Raw genomic sequence first — 16,939 nt, 5'->3', positions numbered from 1 at the left:
ACGTTCCGACTGGACCAGACGCTTCCACCGTGCCCGACTGGGCGGCGCCGACGGCCGGTGCTCCGGTCGTTGCCCAGATCGCCTTCGCCGTGCCCGGGGACGCCAGCCCGGGCGGGGCGGGGTTCGCCGCGGCGGCACGCCCGGCGCTCGACGCGCTCGCCCGGGCCCCGGGATTCCGTGGTGGGCGGATCGCCCAGGCGCTCGACGAACCCGGCTCGTGGCTGATGACCACCGAGTGGGACGGGCCGGGTGCGTGGCGTCGCGCGTTGTCCGCCTTCGAGGTGCGGTACGCGCTGACGCCGCTGCTCGTCTTCGCGGTCGACGGGCCCGGCACCTTCGAGGTGCTGGTGTCGGTGGACGGGCCGGGTGGCTCGGCGCGGACCCATCGGTCCGACCGTGCGCCGGACGCCGGCACCGCGGCCCCCGGCGAGCTGCCGCGCTCCGCCGGTGCGCCGGGCACCGGCCGGCCGTGACCAGCCGCGGGATTGCCGGTGGGTACCGGTAGCCTCGACTCAGCATCATGGAATCTACGATCTATGGGTTGTGGATCTATGATGTGCAGATCTATGGATCATGGATCATGGATCTGTGAATCATGGATTCGGAGTGTCGATGTCCCTTGGACAGTCCCCTCCCTGACCGCCTGACCGCTCTCTCCGGACACCGGTCGCCGGCGGGCCGGTGTCCCGTCCCCGGAACCGGGGTGTCCGCCCCACTCGTGACCGCGACAGCGAAATGCCGAGGCTCGCTCGATGTTGACCATGCAGGACGCGCTGCTGGCGCTGACCCGTTACTGGACCGACCGCGGCTGCATGATCGTGCAGCCGTTCAACACCGAGGTCGGCGCTGGTACGCTCAACCCAGCCACAGTGCTGCGGGTGCTCGGACCGGAGCCGTGGCGGGTCGCGTACGCCGAACCCTCGGTCCGTCCCGACGACTCCCGCTACGGCCACAACCCGAACCGGCTGCAGACCCACACCCAGTTCCAGGTCATCCTCAAACCGGACCCGGGCAACTCCCAGGAGCTCTACCTGGGCAGTCTCGCGGCGCTCGGCATCGACACCGCCGCCCACGACGTCCGGTTCGTCGAGGACAACTGGGCCTCGCCCGCGCTCGGTGCCTGGGGCCTGGGCTGGGAGATCTGGCTCGACGGCCTGGAGATCACCCAGTTCACCTACTTCCAGCAGGCCGGTGGCCAGACGCTCGACACCGTCAGCGTCGAGATCACCTATGGCGTGGAACGCATCCTCATGGCCCTGCAGGGCGTCCGCCACTTCAGCGAGATTGCTTACGCCCCCGGCATCTCCTACGGCGAGGTGTTCGGCCAGGCCGAGTACGAGATGTCCCGGTACTACCTCGACGACGCCGACATCGACACCGTGCGCCGGCTCTACGCCGACTATGCCGCCGAGGCCCGCCGGCTCATCGACGCCCGGCTGCCCGTCCCCGCGCACTCCTACGTGCTGAAGTGCTCGCACGCCTTCAACATCCTCGATTCCCGGGGCGCGGTCTCCACCACCGAGCGGGCCACCTCCTTCGCGCAGATGCGCGGACTGTCGCGGGAGGTCGCGGCGCTGTGGCGGGACCGCCGCGAGGAGCTTGGCCATCCCCTCGGGGTGGCCTCCCCGCCACCGGCCGCGGTGCCCGCCGCGGTGACCACCCAGATCGAGGCGCCGGCCACCCTGCTGTTCGAGATCGGGACGGAGGAGCTCCCGGCGGCCGAGGTGACCCGGACCATCGAGGCGGTGCGCGCCGGCCTCGTCGAGCGGCTAGCGGCCACCCGCCTCACGCACGGTGCGGTCCGGGTGCTGGGCACTCCCCGGCGCATCGTGGCGATTGTTGACGAGGTGGCGCCCCGGGAGCCGGACGTCGAGCGGGTCGTCCGCGGCCCGCGCGTTTCGGCCGCCTACGACGCCGCCGGCGCGCCGACGAAGGCCGCCGTCGGGTTCGCGCGTGGTCAGGGCGCGGATCCCGCCGGCCTCCAGGTCGTCACCCACCGCGGTGTCGAGCATGTCGCGCTCGTGCGCACCGAGGCTGGCCGGGACGCCGCCCGGGTGCTGGCCGGGGTGCTCGGTGAGCTGGTGGCGGGGCTGCGCGCGGAGCGCAATATGCGTTGGAACGATCCGGCCCTGTCGTTCAGCCGGCCGGTGCGCTGGCTGCTCGCCCTGCTCGGCGAGGCCGTGGTGCCGGTGGCGGTGTCGACGCTCGCGGCCGGTCGGACCACCCGCGGCCACCGGCGGGCCGGCTCCCCGCCGCTCGACGTGCCGAGCGCGTCCGGCTACCCCGAACTGCTCGCCGCCCGCTCGGTCCTGCTCGACCCGGTAGTTCGCCGCGAGCTCGTCGTCGAGGAGGCGGCCAAGCTCACCGCGGACTCCGGCGGTCACATCGACCTCGTCGCCGAGGCGGACGTGCTCACCGAGGTGGCGAACCTCGTCGAGTTCCCGCGCCCGATCCTCGGGTCCTTCGAGGAACGCTTTCTGGACCTGCCGGCGGAGATCCTCACCACCGTCATGCGCAAGCACCAGCGATACCTGCCGGTGCGTGACGCCGCCGGGCGGCTGCTGCCGTCGTTCGTCGCCGTCGCCGATGGCGAGGTCGACCAGGCGCTGGTCCGCGCCGGCAACGAGGAGGTCATCCGGGCCCGGTTCACCGACGCCGCGTTCTTCTACGACGCCGACGTCACGGTGCCGCCCGAGACGTTCCGGGCGGAGCTCGCGAAGCTGACGTTCGAGCAGCGGCTCGGCTCCGTCGCGGACCGGGCCGACCGCATCGCGGCGCTGGCGCGTGACCTCGCCGAGGAGATCGGCCTCGGTGAGGACGACCGGGCCACCCTGGACCGGGCGGCCGCGCTCGCCAAGTTCGATCTGGCCACCCAGATGGTCATCGAGCTGTCGAGCCTCGCCGGCACGATGGCGCGGGAGTATGCCCGCCGGGCCGGTGAGCCCGAGGCGGTCGCCGTCGCCCTCTTTGAGATGGAGCTGCCTCGCCGGGCCGGTGATCAGCTGCCCGCTACCGCCCCCGGTGGCCTGCTGGCCCTCGCCGACCGGCTCGATCTGCTTGTCGGGCTGTTCGCGCTCGACGCGGCTCCCACGGGGAGTTCGGATCCGTTCGGGTTGCGCCGGGCCGCGCTCGGGGTCGCCGCGATCCTGGGCAGCCGGCCCGAGCTCGCCGGCCTCACCGTCACCGGCGCGCTGGCCCGTGCTGCCCGGCTTACCCCGGTGCCGGTGCCCGCCGAGGCGCTCGAGGCCGCCGGGGCGTTCGTCCGTGGCCGCTACGTCCAGCAACTACTCGACGCCGGGGTGGACCACCGCTTGGTCGGCGCAGTCGGGCCGCTCACCGGCACGCCGGCCCGCGCGGCCGCCACCTTGGTGACACTGCGGCAGCTCGTCCAGGGGGAGTCCGCACCCGCCGCCGGCTTCGCCGCCCTGGCCGCCGCGTTGCAGCGGGTCCGCCGGATCGTGCCGGCCGGGACCCCGGCGGTGCTCGACGCGCAGCGCCTCACCGAACCCGCCGAGATCGACCTGCTGGAGGTCGTGACAGCCCTCGCCCAGCGGCTCGCGCCCTCCGGCGCCGATTCGGCTGTCACCGCGGAGACGCCGGCCGGAGTGATCTCCCTCGATGAGCTGGTCGCCGCAGCCGGAGACCTGCCGGCCGCCGTCGACGCGTTCTTCGACGCGGTGATGGTGATGGCCGACGACCCGGCGGTGCGGGCGGCGCGGCTCGGTCTGCTGGCCTGGATCCGGGACCTGACGGCCGGAGCTCTCGACTGGGAGGCTCTCGGCTCGCTGCCCGCTTCCGGTTACTGATCATGGGCATTCTGGCTGCGCATACCGTTACCACGGGTTAGCGTCTGGGTATCACTCCGGGGCGGAAGGGACGACCATGGCGCGCTACGTGTATGGCTTCCACCAGGGCAACAAGGATATGAAGGATCTTCTCGGCGGTAAGGGCGCGAACCTCGCCGAGATGACGAATCTCGGCCTGCCCGTCCCGCCCGGGTTCACCATCAGCACCCAGGCGTGCCGGGAGTACCTTGCCGGCGGCGAACCGGTCGGGCTACGGGTGGAGATCGATCATCATCTTGCCGTTCTGGAGACCGCCCGGGGACGGCGGCTCGGCCAGGCCGACGATCCGCTGCTGGTGTCGGTGCGTTCCGGCGCGAAGTTCTCCATGCCCGGGATGATGGACACCATCCTGAACATCGGCCTGACCGACCAGGCCGTCTTGGGCCTGGCCGAGCAGTCGGGTTCGCCGCGGTTCGCCTGGGACTCCTACCGCCGGCTGCTGGCCATGTTCGGCCGGACCGTCCTCGGCGTCGGCGAGCCGTCGTTCGACGCGGCTCTCGAGGCGGCGAAGCGGGCCAAGGGCACCAGCAGCGACCTCGACCTCGACGAGAACGACCTGCGGGCGCTCGTCGCGACCTACCAGCGGATCGTGCTCGAGCGCACCGGCCGTCCCTTCCCCCAGGATCCCCGCGAGCAGCTGGATCTCGCGATCCGAGCGGTGTTCGACTCCTGGAACGGGCCGCGGGCCCGGCTGTACCGCCGTACCGAGCGCATTCCGGACGATCTCGGGACGGCAGTGAGCGTCGTCGCGATGGTGTTCGGCAACCTTGGAACGGACTCGGGCACCGGGGTGGCCTTCACCCGGGACCCGGGCAACGGGGAACCCGGCGTGTACGGAGACTATCTGCCCAATGCCCAGGGCGAGGATGTGGTGGCCGGGATCCGTAACCCGGTTCCCCTCGCCGAGCTGGAGCGGATCGACCCGGCATCCTTCACCGAACTGCGCGAGATCATGACGCGCTTGGAGAAGCACTACCGGGACCTGTGCGACATCGAGTTCACGATCGAACATGGCAGGTTGTGGATCCTGCAGACCCGCGTCGGCAAACGCACTGCCGCGGCGGCCTTCCGGATCGCCGCCACGCTCGCCGAATGCGGTGTCATCGACGATGACGAGGCGCTGTGCCGGGTGAGCGGCGACCAGCTCGCCACCCTGATGTTCCCGCGCTTCGACGACACGGCCCGCCCCGCCCCGATCGCGACGGGAGTGAACGCCGCGCCCGGGGCTGCGGTGGGGGAGGCCGTCTTCGACGCCGCCGAGGCGGTGCGGGTGGCGGCCGAGGGCCGACCGGTCATCCTCGTCCGCCGCGAGACGAACCCCGACGACCTCGCGGGCATGCTCGCGGCGCGCGGAACCCTGACCTCCCGGGGCGGCCGGACGTCGCATGCCGCCGTCGTCGCCAGAGGATTGGGCCGGACCTGCGTGTGCGGGGCCGAGGAGATCGAGGTCGATCCCGCCGGTCGCCGCCTCACCACTGGGCGGGGTGTGGTCGTGCGGGAGGGGGACATCCTCTCCATCGACGGGACCACCGGCGCGGTATACCCCGGTCCCGTACCGCTCGTCCCGTCACCGGTCGTCGAGTACTTCGAGGCCGGCCATCCCGACCATGCCGGCCATTCCGGCCGCCTCGACCATCCCCGGCCGGGCGGGGACCTGGTCGCCGCCGTGGATCGGCTGATGCGGCACGCCGACCGGTCCCGCCGGCTGCGGGTCCGCGCGAATGCCGACACCGGGCCGGACGCCGCGCGGGCCCGCCGGTTCGGCGCCGCGGGTATCGGGCTGTGCCGCACCGAGCACATGTTCCTCGGGGACCGTCGTGCCCTGGTCGAGCAGATGATCCTCGCGGGAACGCCGGCCGAGCGGACCGAGGCGCTCAGCCGGCTGCTTCCCCCGCAACGGGAGGATTTCGTCGAGATCTTCACCGCGATGGACGGTCTGCCCGTCACGGTCCGGCTGCTCGATCCGCCGTTGCACGAGTTCCTCCCGGACCTCACCGAGCTGTCCGTGTCGATCGCCGCCGCGGACGCCGCCGGAAGCCCGGTCGACGACGCCGACCGGGCGAGGCTGGCGGTCCTGCGGGGCATGCACGAGACCAACCCGATGCTGGGTCGCCGCGGCGTCCGACTCGCTCTCACCGTCCCGGGGCTGGTGGAACTGCAGGCGCGGGCGATCGCCGAGGCGCTGGTGCGCTGCCGCCGCGTGGGCGGTGATCCCCGTCCCGAGATCATGATTCCGTTCATCTCCACCGCGGCGGAGCTGGATGCCGTCCGGGACCGGGTGCGCGGGGTACTAGCCGAGGTCGGCGCCGAGAGCGGCTTGGAGATCGACCTGCCGATCGGCACGATGATCGAGGTTCCGCGGGCGGCGCTCACCGCGGACCAGATCGCCCGCCGCGCCGAGTTCTTCTCGTTCGGCACCAACGACCTCACCCAGCTGCTCTGGGGTTTCTCCCGGGATGACGTCGAGGCATCGTTGCTGCCGCGCTATCTCGACCTTGGCATCCTGGCCGGGTCGCCGTTCGCGTCGGTGGACCGCGACGGGGTGGGCGCCCTGATGAGGACGGCGGTCCGGGCCGGGCGGGGCGCCCGGCCCGATCTCGGCCTCGGCGTCTGTGGCGAGCACGGCGGCGATCCCGATTCCGTGCACTTCTTCGCCGAACTCGAGCTCGACTACGTTTCCTGTTCGCCGTTCCGGGTGCCGGTGGCCCGGCTGGAGGCCGGGCGTGCCGCGGTTCTCGGCCGGTCGGCGGTCGGGTGAGTTTCCGCCCGGCCCGTTCCCTGCCCTTTCCGGGCTGGAATCCCGATCGGGGTTGGGCGGATGAACGGGGCAGTTGCCCTATGATGTCGGTCGTGTGCCCATAGGGACGCTACTGTTCGTTCGCGTGGGCCTGTCCCGTCCTCGTCTCATCGTCAACCCGTTTCGCGCGACCTGGCACCGCGTGCCATGGTGGCGTTGGATGATGCGGGCGGTGGCGGCTGTCCTCCTCGGCATCATGGTTCTCGCCGTGGTGACGTTTCTGCAGGTCTGGTGGGTGGGCAGGGAGGATCATCGGCCCCGGTCCGACGTCCTCGTGGTGCTCGGTGCCTCGCAGTACGACGGGCGTCCCTCGGCGGTCCTCGCCGCTCGTCTCGACCACGTGCTGGAGCTCTACCGGGAGGGAGCCGCCCCTCAGGTGATCACGGTCGGTGGGAAGCAGCCGGGCGACCGTTACACCGAGGGCGAGGCCAGCGCGACCTATCTGCGGCAGCGGGGTATCCCCCCGAGCCGGGTGCTCGTCCTCCCCGAGGGTTCGAACACGCTCGGGTCGCTGACCGCCGTAGCCGGGTTGATGAACTCGCGGCACTGGCACACCGCCGTGCTGGTCACCGCTCCCTGGCACAGCCTGCGTTCCCGGACGATGGCCCGTGACCTCGGTGTCGACGCCGTCACCTCCCCGGCCGACCGGGGGCCGGCCGTCCACGGCTTCGGCACGCAGGTCCGGTACATCATCCGTGAGGGGATTGGTTACCGGTGGTATCAGCTCTTCCGCCAGGCATCACCACCTTCGGTGACCACCCGGGCCGTCTGACACCGGGTCGACGCTCGTCAGCAGCAGCGGATACGAACCCGTGACGCCTCTGACATATCAAGGCCCGCTTCGGCCCTCTTTGCCGTCGGCCGCCGCTGATACGGTTCGGATCGCCGGGTGAGGGGGTAGTGCGACACGTGGTAGTGAGGCAAAGCGGCGGAGTCGGCTGCCCGAGGCGCGAGAGAACCCTCCGGAGATTACCTTCCGGGTGTGGAACGACACTGTAAGGAGACTGGTGTGGCAACTCCCGTATCCGAGAGCACGGTCGGGACGGCCGACCTGGAGACGGTTCGGGAACTCGCGCAGCAGCTGCGGGTCGACTCGGTGCGCAGCAGCACCTCGGCGGGTTCCGGGCATCCCACCTCGTCGATGTCGGCCGCGGACGTGCTGGCGGTTCTCGTCGCGCGCCACCTTCGATACGACTGGGACAACCCGGTGGACCCGGCGAACGATCATCTGATCTTTTCGAAGGGGCACGCCTCCCCGCTGATCTACTCCATCTTCAAGGCGGTCGGGGTCGTCGGTGACGACGAGTTGATCAATGGTTACCGCCGTTTCGGCGAGCGGCTCCAGGGCCACCCGACGCCTGTCCTGCCGTGGGTCGACGTCGCGACCGGGTCGCTCGGGCAGGGCCTGCCCGACGGCGTGGGCGTCGCGCTCGCCGGTAAGTACCTGGACAAGGTGCCCTACCGAGTCTGGGTGATCTGCGGTGACAGCGAGATGGCGGAGGGCTCGGTCTGGGAGGCACTGGACAAGGCCTCCTACTACAACCTCTCCAACCTCATCGCGATCGTCGACGTCAACCGGCTCGGCCAGCGCGGCCCGACCGAGCTCGGCTGGGACCTCGACACCTACGCCAAGCGGGTGGAGTCCTTCGGCGCCCGCGCGGTCGTCGTCGACGGCCACGACATCGCCGCGATCGACGCGGTGCTCGCCGACGCCGAGGACGTCACCCGGCCGACCGTCATCCTCGCCCGCACCCGCAAGGGCGAGGGCTTCTCCGAGGCCGCGGACGTCGAGGGCTGGCACGGCAAGCCGTTTCCCGCCGACATGGCCGACCGCGCCATCGCCGAGCTCGGCGGCCTGCGTGACCTGCGGGTTCGCGGTCCGGTGCCGCCCGCGGACCTTCCCCGACCGGCGCCGGTCGAGCGGCCCGCCATCACGCTGCCCACCTACGATCTCGGCGCCAAGGTGGCGACTCGGCGCGCCTACGGCCAGGCGCTCGCCGCGCTCGGAGCCCGCACCGACGTGGTGGCGCTCGACGCGGAGGTCAGCAACTCGACCTACTCCGAGGACTTCGCCAAGATCTATCCGGACCGCTTCTTCGAGATCTTCATCGCCGAGCAGCAGCTCGTCGCGGCGGCGGTCGGGCTGTCGGTGCGTGGCTACGTGCCCTTCGCCTCCACGTTCGCGGCGTTCTTCTCCCGGGCCTACGACTTCATCCGGATGGCGGCGATCTCCCAGGCCGACATCCGGCTGTCCGGCAGCCACGCGGGAGTCGAGATCGGCGCCGACGGGCCGTCGCAGATGGCGCTCGAGGACCTCGCCATGATGCGGGCGGTCGGCGGCTCGACGGTGCTCTACCCGAGCGACGCGACGTCCGCCGCGAAGCTCGTCGAGGCGATGACGGATCTGCCCGGGGTCAGCTACCTGCGCACCACCCGTGGCGCCTACCCCGTGCTCTATGGCCCGGACGAGCCGTTTGCCCCCGGTGGTTCCAAGGTGCTCCGCCGATCGGACGCCGACACCGTCACGCTCATCGGTGCCGGTGTCACCCTGCACGAGTCGCTGGCCGCGGCGGGCACGCTCGCGGCCGAGGGGATCGCGGCCCGCGTGGTCGACCTGTATTCCGTGAAGCCGGTCGACGCGGCGACGCTCGCCGACGCCGCCCGGGCCACCGGCGGGCGCATCGTCGTCACCGAGGATCACTACCCGGAGGGCGGACTGGCCAGCGCGGTGCTGGAATCGCTCAGCGACGGCAGCGTGCCGCTGTCGGTCCGTCATCTTGCGGTGCGGTCGCTGCCGGGTTCCGGGGCGTCGCAGGAGCTCTTGGACGCGGCCGGCATCTCCGCGAAGCACATCGTCGAGGCTGCCCGCGGCCTGCTGCGCTGACCCGTCCAGGGCCAGCGGCCGGCCGGCGGGCGGGGGAAGGCACAAGGCTGACATCCGGCGGGACCGGGGGAGATCCCCCGGTCCCGCCTTCGTCGTTGTCGCATGCCTGACCAGGCGTGAGCATGAGCAGGAACCAGGCGTGAGCATGAGCAGGATCGGTGGGGACGTCCGGCGACGGGTACCTCGCACCCGGTCAGGGCACCCGGTCAGGCCTGCGCCAACCCGTCGGGCCCGGTCCCGCGGGCCGTCCCTCAGTCGTCTCCGGCTGGGGCGGGTGCTCCACCGAAGGTCATGTCGACCAGGGTGAGGTAGAGCCGGTCCGGGCGCGGCAGAAACTTGATCTTGGAAAGTGCCTGGTCCTGGCCGGCGGACTCCACGACGAACTCGCCGTACCCGAGCAACCGGCCAAGCGGGTCCCGGTTGTACGTGAGATCCGTGATCTTGGACAGTGGCATCGTCTGGACCTTGCGGAAGAAGATCCCGGACACCTTCAGTAGTCGCTTGTCAGTGATCATAAGGTGCTCGAACTGCCAATCGACGACCCCCCACAGCATCCTCAAGATCATGAAGAGGGCGAAGTACCACAGCAGCGTGGTGATGATGCCGGCGTCAACGTCCTGCGAGGCGAGCAGGATGTTCGCCACGAGCGCGAGCAGTACGGCCCCGATGGTCTGCAGGAAGACAGGTAGCAGGACCGCCCAGTGTGACCGCACCATCATCACCAGGCGTTCCTGGGACGCGAGGTACTTGGTGTCGCGCTGAGCCGGGTCCGGAAGCTGGAGTCTCACCACGCCCGCAGTGTCCCAGACATCAAGAGTGGCCGGGTAGCCATTACAGAGCGGTATCGGTTACGAACTGGGACACCCCGTTACCGATGGACTGCAGCCAGTCGAAGACGCGGTCGATGATACTGGCCGCGCTGTTGGGCGCGGTCACCACGAAGAAGATGAGGAACGCGATCGCCCCATATCTAATGATCTTGTCCACGGCGGGCCTCCGGGCCGATTCGGGGAAGGGTGCGCACAAAGTATCGCCGCTGAGCTCGACGGAGGTCGCGGAATCGCGCCGATACTCTCAAGCTCGTGGTCAGTGAGTGGTATGACACCTTGGACGCGGCCCGTCGGGTCGTGGAACGCCCGAAGGCCACACCGGCCCAGCGCCGTCCCTTCGCCCGGGACCGAGCCCGGGTGCTGCACTCCAGCGCGCTGCGCAGGCTGGCGGGAAAAACCCAGGTCGTGGGCCCGCTCGACGACGACTTCCCGCGTACCCGGCTGACCCACTCCCTGGAGACCGCCCAGGTGGGCCGGGAGCTCGCCGAGGAGCTGGGAGCGGACCCCGACCTGGTCGAGGCGGCGTGCCTCGCACATGATCTGGGTCATCCCCCTTTCGGGCATAACGGCGAGCTGGCGCTTGACGAGGCCGCAGCCGCCTGCGGTGGCTTCGAGGGCAACGCCCAGAGCCTGCGCGAGCTGACCAGGCTCGAAGTCAAGATCGTCGACCGTGGCGGTCGCAGCGCGGGCCTAAACCTTACCCGGGCGACCCTGGACGCAGCGACGAAGTACCCGTGGCCGCGCCGCCCTGGGCCCCGGGCGGACAGCGCGAAGTTCGGCGCCTACGCCGACGACCTGTCCGTGCTCCGCTGGGTCCGGGAGGGCGCACCGGCCGGCCGGCGCTGTATCGAGACGCAGATCATGGACTGGGCGGACGACGTGGCCTATTCGGTGCACGACCTCGAGGACGGGGTCGTCGCCGGACACATCGATCTAGCCGCCCTCGACGATTCCGGCCGCCGGGCGGAGCTCGCCGCCGCGACCGCCGTCCGCTACCCGGGGCCGTCCGCCGAGGCGGTGGCGGCCGCCCTGGGCACCCTGCGGTGCCAGCCCTGGTGGGTCCGCTCCGAGATCACCTCGGCCCGGGGCCAGGCCGCCCTGCGGGCGATGACCAGCGAGCTCATCGCCCGGTTCGCGCACAGCGCGGTCCGTGCCACCCGGGTGTGCCATCCCGACGGTCCGCTGCGGCGCTATGGCGCGGATCTGGTGGTGGATCCGGACACCGTGGCCGAGTGCACGGCGCTCAAGGGGGTCACCGCCTGGTATGTGATGGAGCGGCCGGGTGCCCGCGTCCGGCAGTCCCGGCAGCGGGAGGTGGTCGCGGAGCTCGTGGCGATGCTCTCCCGGGGCGCGCCGGACGTGCTCGAGCCGTCGTTGCGCGCGGCCTACCGCATGGCCGCCGACGATGCGGCACGGCTACGGGCCGTCATCGACCAGGTGGCGCGTCTGACCGACGCCAGCGCCGAGCGGCGGCATGCGCTGCTGTGTGGACGACCGGCGCCGTGGGTCCTGTGAGCCACGAGTCCGGTGTGCGGGGGTCCGGTGCGTGCCGGATCCGTGTGTGGTGGGTCCGGTGGGCGTCCGCCGCTGGCCCGATGGCCCGACGGTGTTTCGGGTGTTCCCCCGTTCGGGGGGACACCCGCTCCCTCGGATGGGGGAGTGAGCCGGTGCGCGGCCCGCGGCCCGACGTCGCAGCTCGGCACGCACGTCACGGCCACTGTCCCCAACATTCACGTGGCATGATCGGTACTGTCGTGCTTACGACACGTACCATCGCAGCGGTAGGACCGATGTGAGGGCGCCGCGTCACTCGTCGACAGGGCGGGTGGGCCGGCGGGTGATGTTCCTAGCATCGATCCGGCGGGAATGGACGTGGCAAACATATTGACGGGCGCTCTGCCCCGGGCGAGCTACCTCTCGTTCGGGTACCCGCAGAGTCTCAACGCGGACTTGGGAGGGACGGGTGGGGGGACGAATCCGTGACGCCGACGTCGCCCTGGTCCGGGATCGCTCGCCGATTGCGGACGTCGTGGCCGAGCACGTACAGCTGCGTCCGGCGGGGCGTAACGAGCTCGTCGGGCTGTGCCCGTTCCATGACGAGAAGTCACCCTCCTTCTACGTCAATGCGGCAACCGGCCTGTTCCACTGTTTCGGATGCCAGCAGGGTGGCGACGTCTACTCCTTCGTGCGGGAGATCGACGGGCTGACCTTCCGGGAGGCGGCGGAACGCCTGGCGCGTCGGGCCGGGGTGACGCTGGCCTACGAGGGCGGTGGAACCACCGGCCGTACGGTGTCCAGCCAGCGGCAGCGGCTGCTGGAGGCGCACCGGGTGGCCGCCGAGTTTTACGCCGAGCAGCTAGGGTCGCAGGCCTCCGCGCGCGCCGGCTGGGACTTCCTCGCCGCGCGGGGATTCGATCTTACCGCGGCGGCGCGCTTCGAGGTCGGCTACGCCCCGACCGGCTGGGACACCCTCACCCGGCATCTGCTCGCCCGGCGCTTCACCGGCGAGGAGCTGGTGCTCGGGGGGCTGGCCAAACAGGGCGCCCGCGGGGGCCTGATCGACCGTTTCCATCATCGGCTGATGTGGCCGATCAAGGATCTCGCCGGTGAGGTGGTCGGCTTCGGTGGGCGACGCCTCGCCGAGGAGGACGCCTCGAACGCCGGGCCGAAGTACCTCAACACGCCGGACACGCCGTTGTTCAAGAAGGCGAACCTGCTCTACGGCGCCGACCTCGCCCGCCGTGACATCGCCCGGCGGTACCAGGTCGTGGTGGTCGAAGGTTATACCGACGTCATGGCCTGCCATCTCGCCGGGGTCACCACGGCCGTGGCGACCTGTGGCACCGCCTTCGGCTCCGAGCACGTCGCGGTGGTCCGCCGGCTGCTCATGGACTCCGACGAGCGTCGCGGTGAGGTGATTTTCACGTTCGACGGCGACGCGGCCGGGCAGAAGGCGGCGCTACGCGCCTTCGAGCACGAGGAGCGTTTCGCCACCCAGACCTTCGTGGCGGTGGAATCCTCCGGCCGCGACCCCTGCGAGCTGTGGATGAGCGGTGGCGACGGCGCCGTGCGGGATCTGGTCGCCAGCCGGGTGCCGCTGGTCGAGTTCGCAATCCGCGGGGTGCTCGACCGCTACGACCTCAACACCACCGAGGGCCGGCTCGCCGCCTTGGACGCCGCCGCGCCGCTGGTCAACCGGCTCAAGGACGCCGCGTTGCGGCACCGGTACGCGGTGAACCTGGACCGCTGGCTGGGTTTTCTCGACGAGCGGTTCGTGGTGGGCCGGGTGGCCGAGCACCGGTCGCGGCAGGGGGGCGAGCGGGCTGGCGCCCGTTCCGCGCCGATGCGCCGGCACGGGGCGGGGGCCGATGACGCGGCGGTCATCGTGGAGCGTGAGGCGCTCAAGCTGGCCGTTCAGTATCCCGGGCTTGCGGGCCCGATGTTCGACACGCTGGCTTCGGAGATGTTCACTGTTCCCGCGCACCGTGCCGTCCATGACCTCATCGCCGAGGCCGGTGGGGTGTGCGCGGGGCTGGCGAGGTCCGGTGAGGTCACCACCTGGGTGACCGAGCTGACCGCGGCGGCTCCGGAGGAGGAGCTGCGACGCTTCGTTACTGCCCTCGCAGTGGAGAGGGTGCTGTGCGACCACGATGTGGATGATCGTTATGTCGACGAACAGATGTCGCGGGTACAGGAGTTGCATGTGACCCGTCGGATCACGGACCTGAAGTCGCGTGTGCAGCGGCTCAACGGGGTGACCGACGCCGAGGCCCTCCGCCGTGCATTCGGCGAGCTGATTGCTTTGGAGCAGCACAAGCATCAACTCCGGGAGCGGGGCGTAGGTGCCGCGTAACCTGGGTCGATCCCGAGAAGGAAGTGACGAGATTCCGCCCATGAGTCCTACCGTCCTACCCCGCGAAGCCCAGGTGGACGAGGTCAAGGACCTCATCACCCGGGGCAAGGAGATCGGGTTCCTCACCACCGAGGATGTCACGGTCGCCATCCAGGCCGCGGAGCTGCCCCCGGAGCAGGCCGAGACGGTGCTGCAGGTGCTGAACGACGAGGGCATCGAGGTACTCGAGGCGGGAGGTGAGAGCCCCGACGAGGCGGATCTGCTGGCCCGCCGTCGCCGCGAGGAGGAGGAGCTCGCCCTCAAGGCGCCGACTTCCGACCCGGTGCGCATGTACCTCAAGGAGATCGGCAAGGTCCCCCTGCTCACCGCCGAGGAGGAGGTCGATCTCGCCAAGCGGATCGAGGCGGGGCTGTTCGCCTCCGAGAAGCTGGCGGTGGCCACCAAGAAAACTTCCCCGCAGATGCGGCGGGACCTCGAGGCCATCGAACGCGACGGGCAGATCGCCAAGCGCAAGCTGGTTGAGGCGAACCTGCGTCTCGTCGTCTCGATCGCCAAGCGGTACGTCGGGCGCGGCATGCTGTTCCTGGACCTCATCCAGGAGGGCAACCTCGGCCTGATCCGGGCGGTCGAGAAGTTCGACTACACCAAGGGCTACAAGTTCTCGACCTATGCCACCTGGTGGATCCGGCAGGCGATCACGCGGGCCATCGCCGACCAGGCACGCACCATCCGCATCCCGGTGCACATGGTCGAGACCATCAACAAGCTGATCCGCATCCAGCGGCAGCTCCTGCAGGACCTCGGCCGGGAGCCGAGTCCGGAGGAGATCGCCAAGGAGATGGATCTCACTCCGGACAAGGTGCGTGAGATCCTCAAGGTCTCACAGGAGCCGGTGTCGCTGGAGACCCCCATCGGTGAGGAGGAGGACTCCCACCTCGGGGACTTCATCGAGGACTGCGACGCCGTCGTCCCGGTAGACGCGGCTAGCTTCATCCTGCTTCAGGAGCAGCTCGACTCGGTCCTGCACACCCTGTCCGACCGGGAGAAGAAGGTCATCCAGCTGCGCTTCGGGCTCACTGACGGGCACCCGCGTACGTTGGAGGAGGTCGGGCGCGAGTTTGGGGTCACCCGGGAGCGCATCCGCCAGATCGAGTCGAAGACGCTGTCCAAGCTTCGGCATCCCTCCCGGTCGCAGAAGCTGCGCGACTACCTGGAGTAGGAGCGGCCGGCAACCATTTCCGGCTGTTTACTGCCGATAGTGTTATGGTTACCTCTGGTCGATGTTTGATATTCGTATCGGGTTCGGTATCGGGGTTTACTGACCTGTGTGTCGCGTCGCGTGAGGATCAGTCCGATCCGTTCGATGCATTTTTCATGATCAGGCGGGTTCCTCGATGACCGTCCGGATCATTCAGGCCCGGGATGGACGCTCTCGTCGTGATCCGGATCCGGGAGTCACGCCGATCCGGTGGGAGTATTGACCCGTGTCGCCCCCCGCCGGGTTCCGGCACCCGTGGGCTGGACCGGGATGTCCCGGCCCTCGCTGCTCGGTAGCCGTCCGGTCAGGGCGGTGAAAACCGTGCGGAGGTAGTCGTCGGGCCGGGTGGCGGCCTCGGCCCACTCCGCGGCGCGCCGGCCGACGCGGGCCAGTCGCGCTCGGTCGGCGAGCATGCCGTGCAGGACGTCCGCCAGCGCCTGCGCCGACTCGTCCATCGGCGTCTGCCCGGTCACGCCGTCCTGGTAGGCGTCGTGGCTACCGCCTGAGGCGGGTCCGATCACCGCGCACCCGGCGAGCTGCGCCTCGAGCAGCACGATGCCGTAACCCTCGCCGCTGATCCGTGGCCCGCGCGAGCGGGTGCGGGTGCACAGCGCGAACAGGTCGGCGGTGGCGTAGAGACGTGCCAACGCGTCGTCGGCCGGGGACTCGTGCAGCTCGGTGTCGGGGTGCGCGGACACCAGCTCGTGCAGGGCCCCGGGTGCCGGGCCCTGCCCGGCGAACACCAGCCGGACCGGGCCGAGAGTGGCCCGGACGGACTCCACGGCCTCCAGCAGGACCCCCGCACCCTTGCCCACCCAGTCACTGAGCCGGAACACGCTCAGCATGGTCGGTACGGGGGACAACGGCCGGCGGCGGCTCGCCTCGGCCAGCAGGGTCGCCCGCCACGTCGGTGAGATGCCCGGCCGGAGGATGGGCGCCAGCCCCAGCGTCGACAGCGCGCCGGCGCTGTAGGAACTGATCGTGACCGGGCGCAGGAGCGGGTCGGCGCGCAGGATCGCGCGGTCGGTGCGGCGCATGCCCCAGATGTCGGTGCCGTAGAGCAGCACTGGGCCGAGGCGGGCCCGGGACAGTCGGACGGCTGCCGCCGCGACGGGGATGAGGTTGGCGTGCCCGGCGACCACACTGTCGGCCTGGCCGAAGCGGCGCGCCGCAGCGAGCGCGCGCGACGCGAAGCGCGCCCTGATCGCCGGGGTCAGCTCGACGCCTGGCTCCAGCATGTCGACCCGCAGGAGATCGGCCCCACCGGCCCGCAGTGTCTCCTCGACCGTCGAAAGATAACGCTCGATCCCACCACCGAGGCCGCGGGAACTGCTCAGCAGCAGAACCCGGGCAGGTCGATCGGTGAGGGAGGCGGTCGGGGCGGTGGATCGGCGCGAGATCTGCACGGAGAGTGATTTTAATGTTTCTCCAGGTGGTAGTCCTGTGTTGTGGAGCGTGTCATAGTAACGTTT

The 16,939-nt window shown here is 70.5% G+C and carries 11 protein-coding genes; 8 read left to right on the top strand and 3 right to left on the bottom strand.

The window, feature by feature from the left end; all coding sequences use genetic code 11:
- The first annotated feature begins 29 nt into the window (after nucleotides 1–29).
- The 5 genes from AC08OQ_RS00480 (at nucleotide 30) to AC08OQ_RS00460 (ending at nucleotide 9,526) form a co-directional block, all read left to right on the top strand.
- Nucleotides 30–473 (top strand): antibiotic biosynthesis monooxygenase, encoded by a 444-nt coding sequence (locus tag AC08OQ_RS00480; protein WP_476598580.1) that lies wholly within the window; start codon nucleotides 30–32, stop codon nucleotides 471–473.
- Nucleotides 474–752: 279 nt separating this feature from the next.
- The gene (locus tag AC08OQ_RS00475) at nucleotides 753–3,806 is read left to right on the top strand and encodes a glycine--tRNA ligase (RefSeq protein ID WP_476598578.1); all 3,054 of its coding nucleotides are present in this window, start codon (nucleotides 753–755) and stop codon (nucleotides 3,804–3,806) included.
- A 76-nt stretch (nucleotides 3,807–3,882) separates the two neighbouring features.
- Nucleotides 3,883–6,603: a pyruvate, phosphate dikinase gene (gene ppdK, locus AC08OQ_RS00470; protein ID WP_476598576.1), complete on the top strand. Its 2,721-nt coding sequence runs from the start codon at nucleotides 3,883–3,885 to the stop codon at nucleotides 6,601–6,603.
- Nucleotides 6,604–6,727: 124 nt separating this feature from the next.
- Nucleotides 6,728–7,414, top strand: coding sequence for a YdcF family protein (locus AC08OQ_RS00465; RefSeq protein ID WP_476598596.1), 687 nt, complete (start codon nucleotides 6,728–6,730; stop codon nucleotides 7,412–7,414).
- 237 nt (nucleotides 7,415–7,651) lie between these two features.
- On the top strand, nucleotides 7,652–9,526 hold the full coding sequence (locus tag AC08OQ_RS00460) for a transketolase (RefSeq protein WP_462202796.1): 1,875 nt from the start codon (nucleotides 7,652–7,654) through the stop codon (nucleotides 9,524–9,526).
- Between the two features lie 251 nt (nucleotides 9,527–9,777).
- On the opposite strand, the gene AC08OQ_RS00455 is transcribed toward AC08OQ_RS00460, so the two are convergent.
- Complete coding sequence (locus tag AC08OQ_RS00455) at nucleotides 9,778–10,317, bottom strand: PH domain-containing protein (protein ID WP_462202797.1); 540 nt, start codon at nucleotides 10,315–10,317, stop codon at nucleotides 9,778–9,780.
- Nucleotides 10,318–10,357: 40 nt separating this feature from the next.
- Nucleotides 10,358–10,513: a hypothetical protein gene (locus AC08OQ_RS00450; RefSeq protein WP_462186682.1), complete on the bottom strand. Its 156-nt coding sequence runs from the start codon at nucleotides 10,511–10,513 to the stop codon at nucleotides 10,358–10,360.
- Between the two features lie 95 nt (nucleotides 10,514–10,608).
- Between AC08OQ_RS00450 and AC08OQ_RS00445 the strand changes: the two genes are divergently transcribed.
- From AC08OQ_RS00445 to AC08OQ_RS00435, 3 genes are all read left to right on the top strand, one after another.
- Nucleotides 10,609–11,871, top strand: coding sequence for a deoxyguanosinetriphosphate triphosphohydrolase (locus AC08OQ_RS00445; protein ID WP_476598574.1), 1,263 nt, complete (start codon nucleotides 10,609–10,611; stop codon nucleotides 11,869–11,871).
- 448 nt (nucleotides 11,872–12,319) lie between these two features.
- Complete coding sequence (gene dnaG, locus AC08OQ_RS00440; RefSeq protein WP_476598572.1) at nucleotides 12,320–14,209, top strand: DNA primase; 1,890 nt, start codon at nucleotides 12,320–12,322, stop codon at nucleotides 14,207–14,209.
- Nucleotides 14,210–14,249: 40 nt separating this feature from the next.
- On the top strand, nucleotides 14,250–15,428 hold the full coding sequence (locus tag AC08OQ_RS00435) for an RNA polymerase sigma factor (RefSeq protein WP_035730083.1): 1,179 nt from the start codon (nucleotides 14,250–14,252) through the stop codon (nucleotides 15,426–15,428).
- A 236-nt stretch (nucleotides 15,429–15,664) separates the two neighbouring features.
- Here the strand turns inward: AC08OQ_RS00435 and AC08OQ_RS00430 are convergent, their stop codons facing one another.
- Nucleotides 15,665–16,873, bottom strand: coding sequence for a glycosyltransferase family 4 protein (locus AC08OQ_RS00430; RefSeq protein WP_462186685.1), 1,209 nt, complete (start codon nucleotides 16,871–16,873; stop codon nucleotides 15,665–15,667).
- Between the last annotated feature and the right edge of the window lie 66 nt (nucleotides 16,874–16,939).

The sequence above is a fragment of the Frankia sp. CcCS3 genome, from assembly GCF_977927575.1.
The sequence above is the reverse complement of the archived record's forward strand: the minus strand, read 5'-3'. Positions and strand labels throughout refer to the sequence as shown.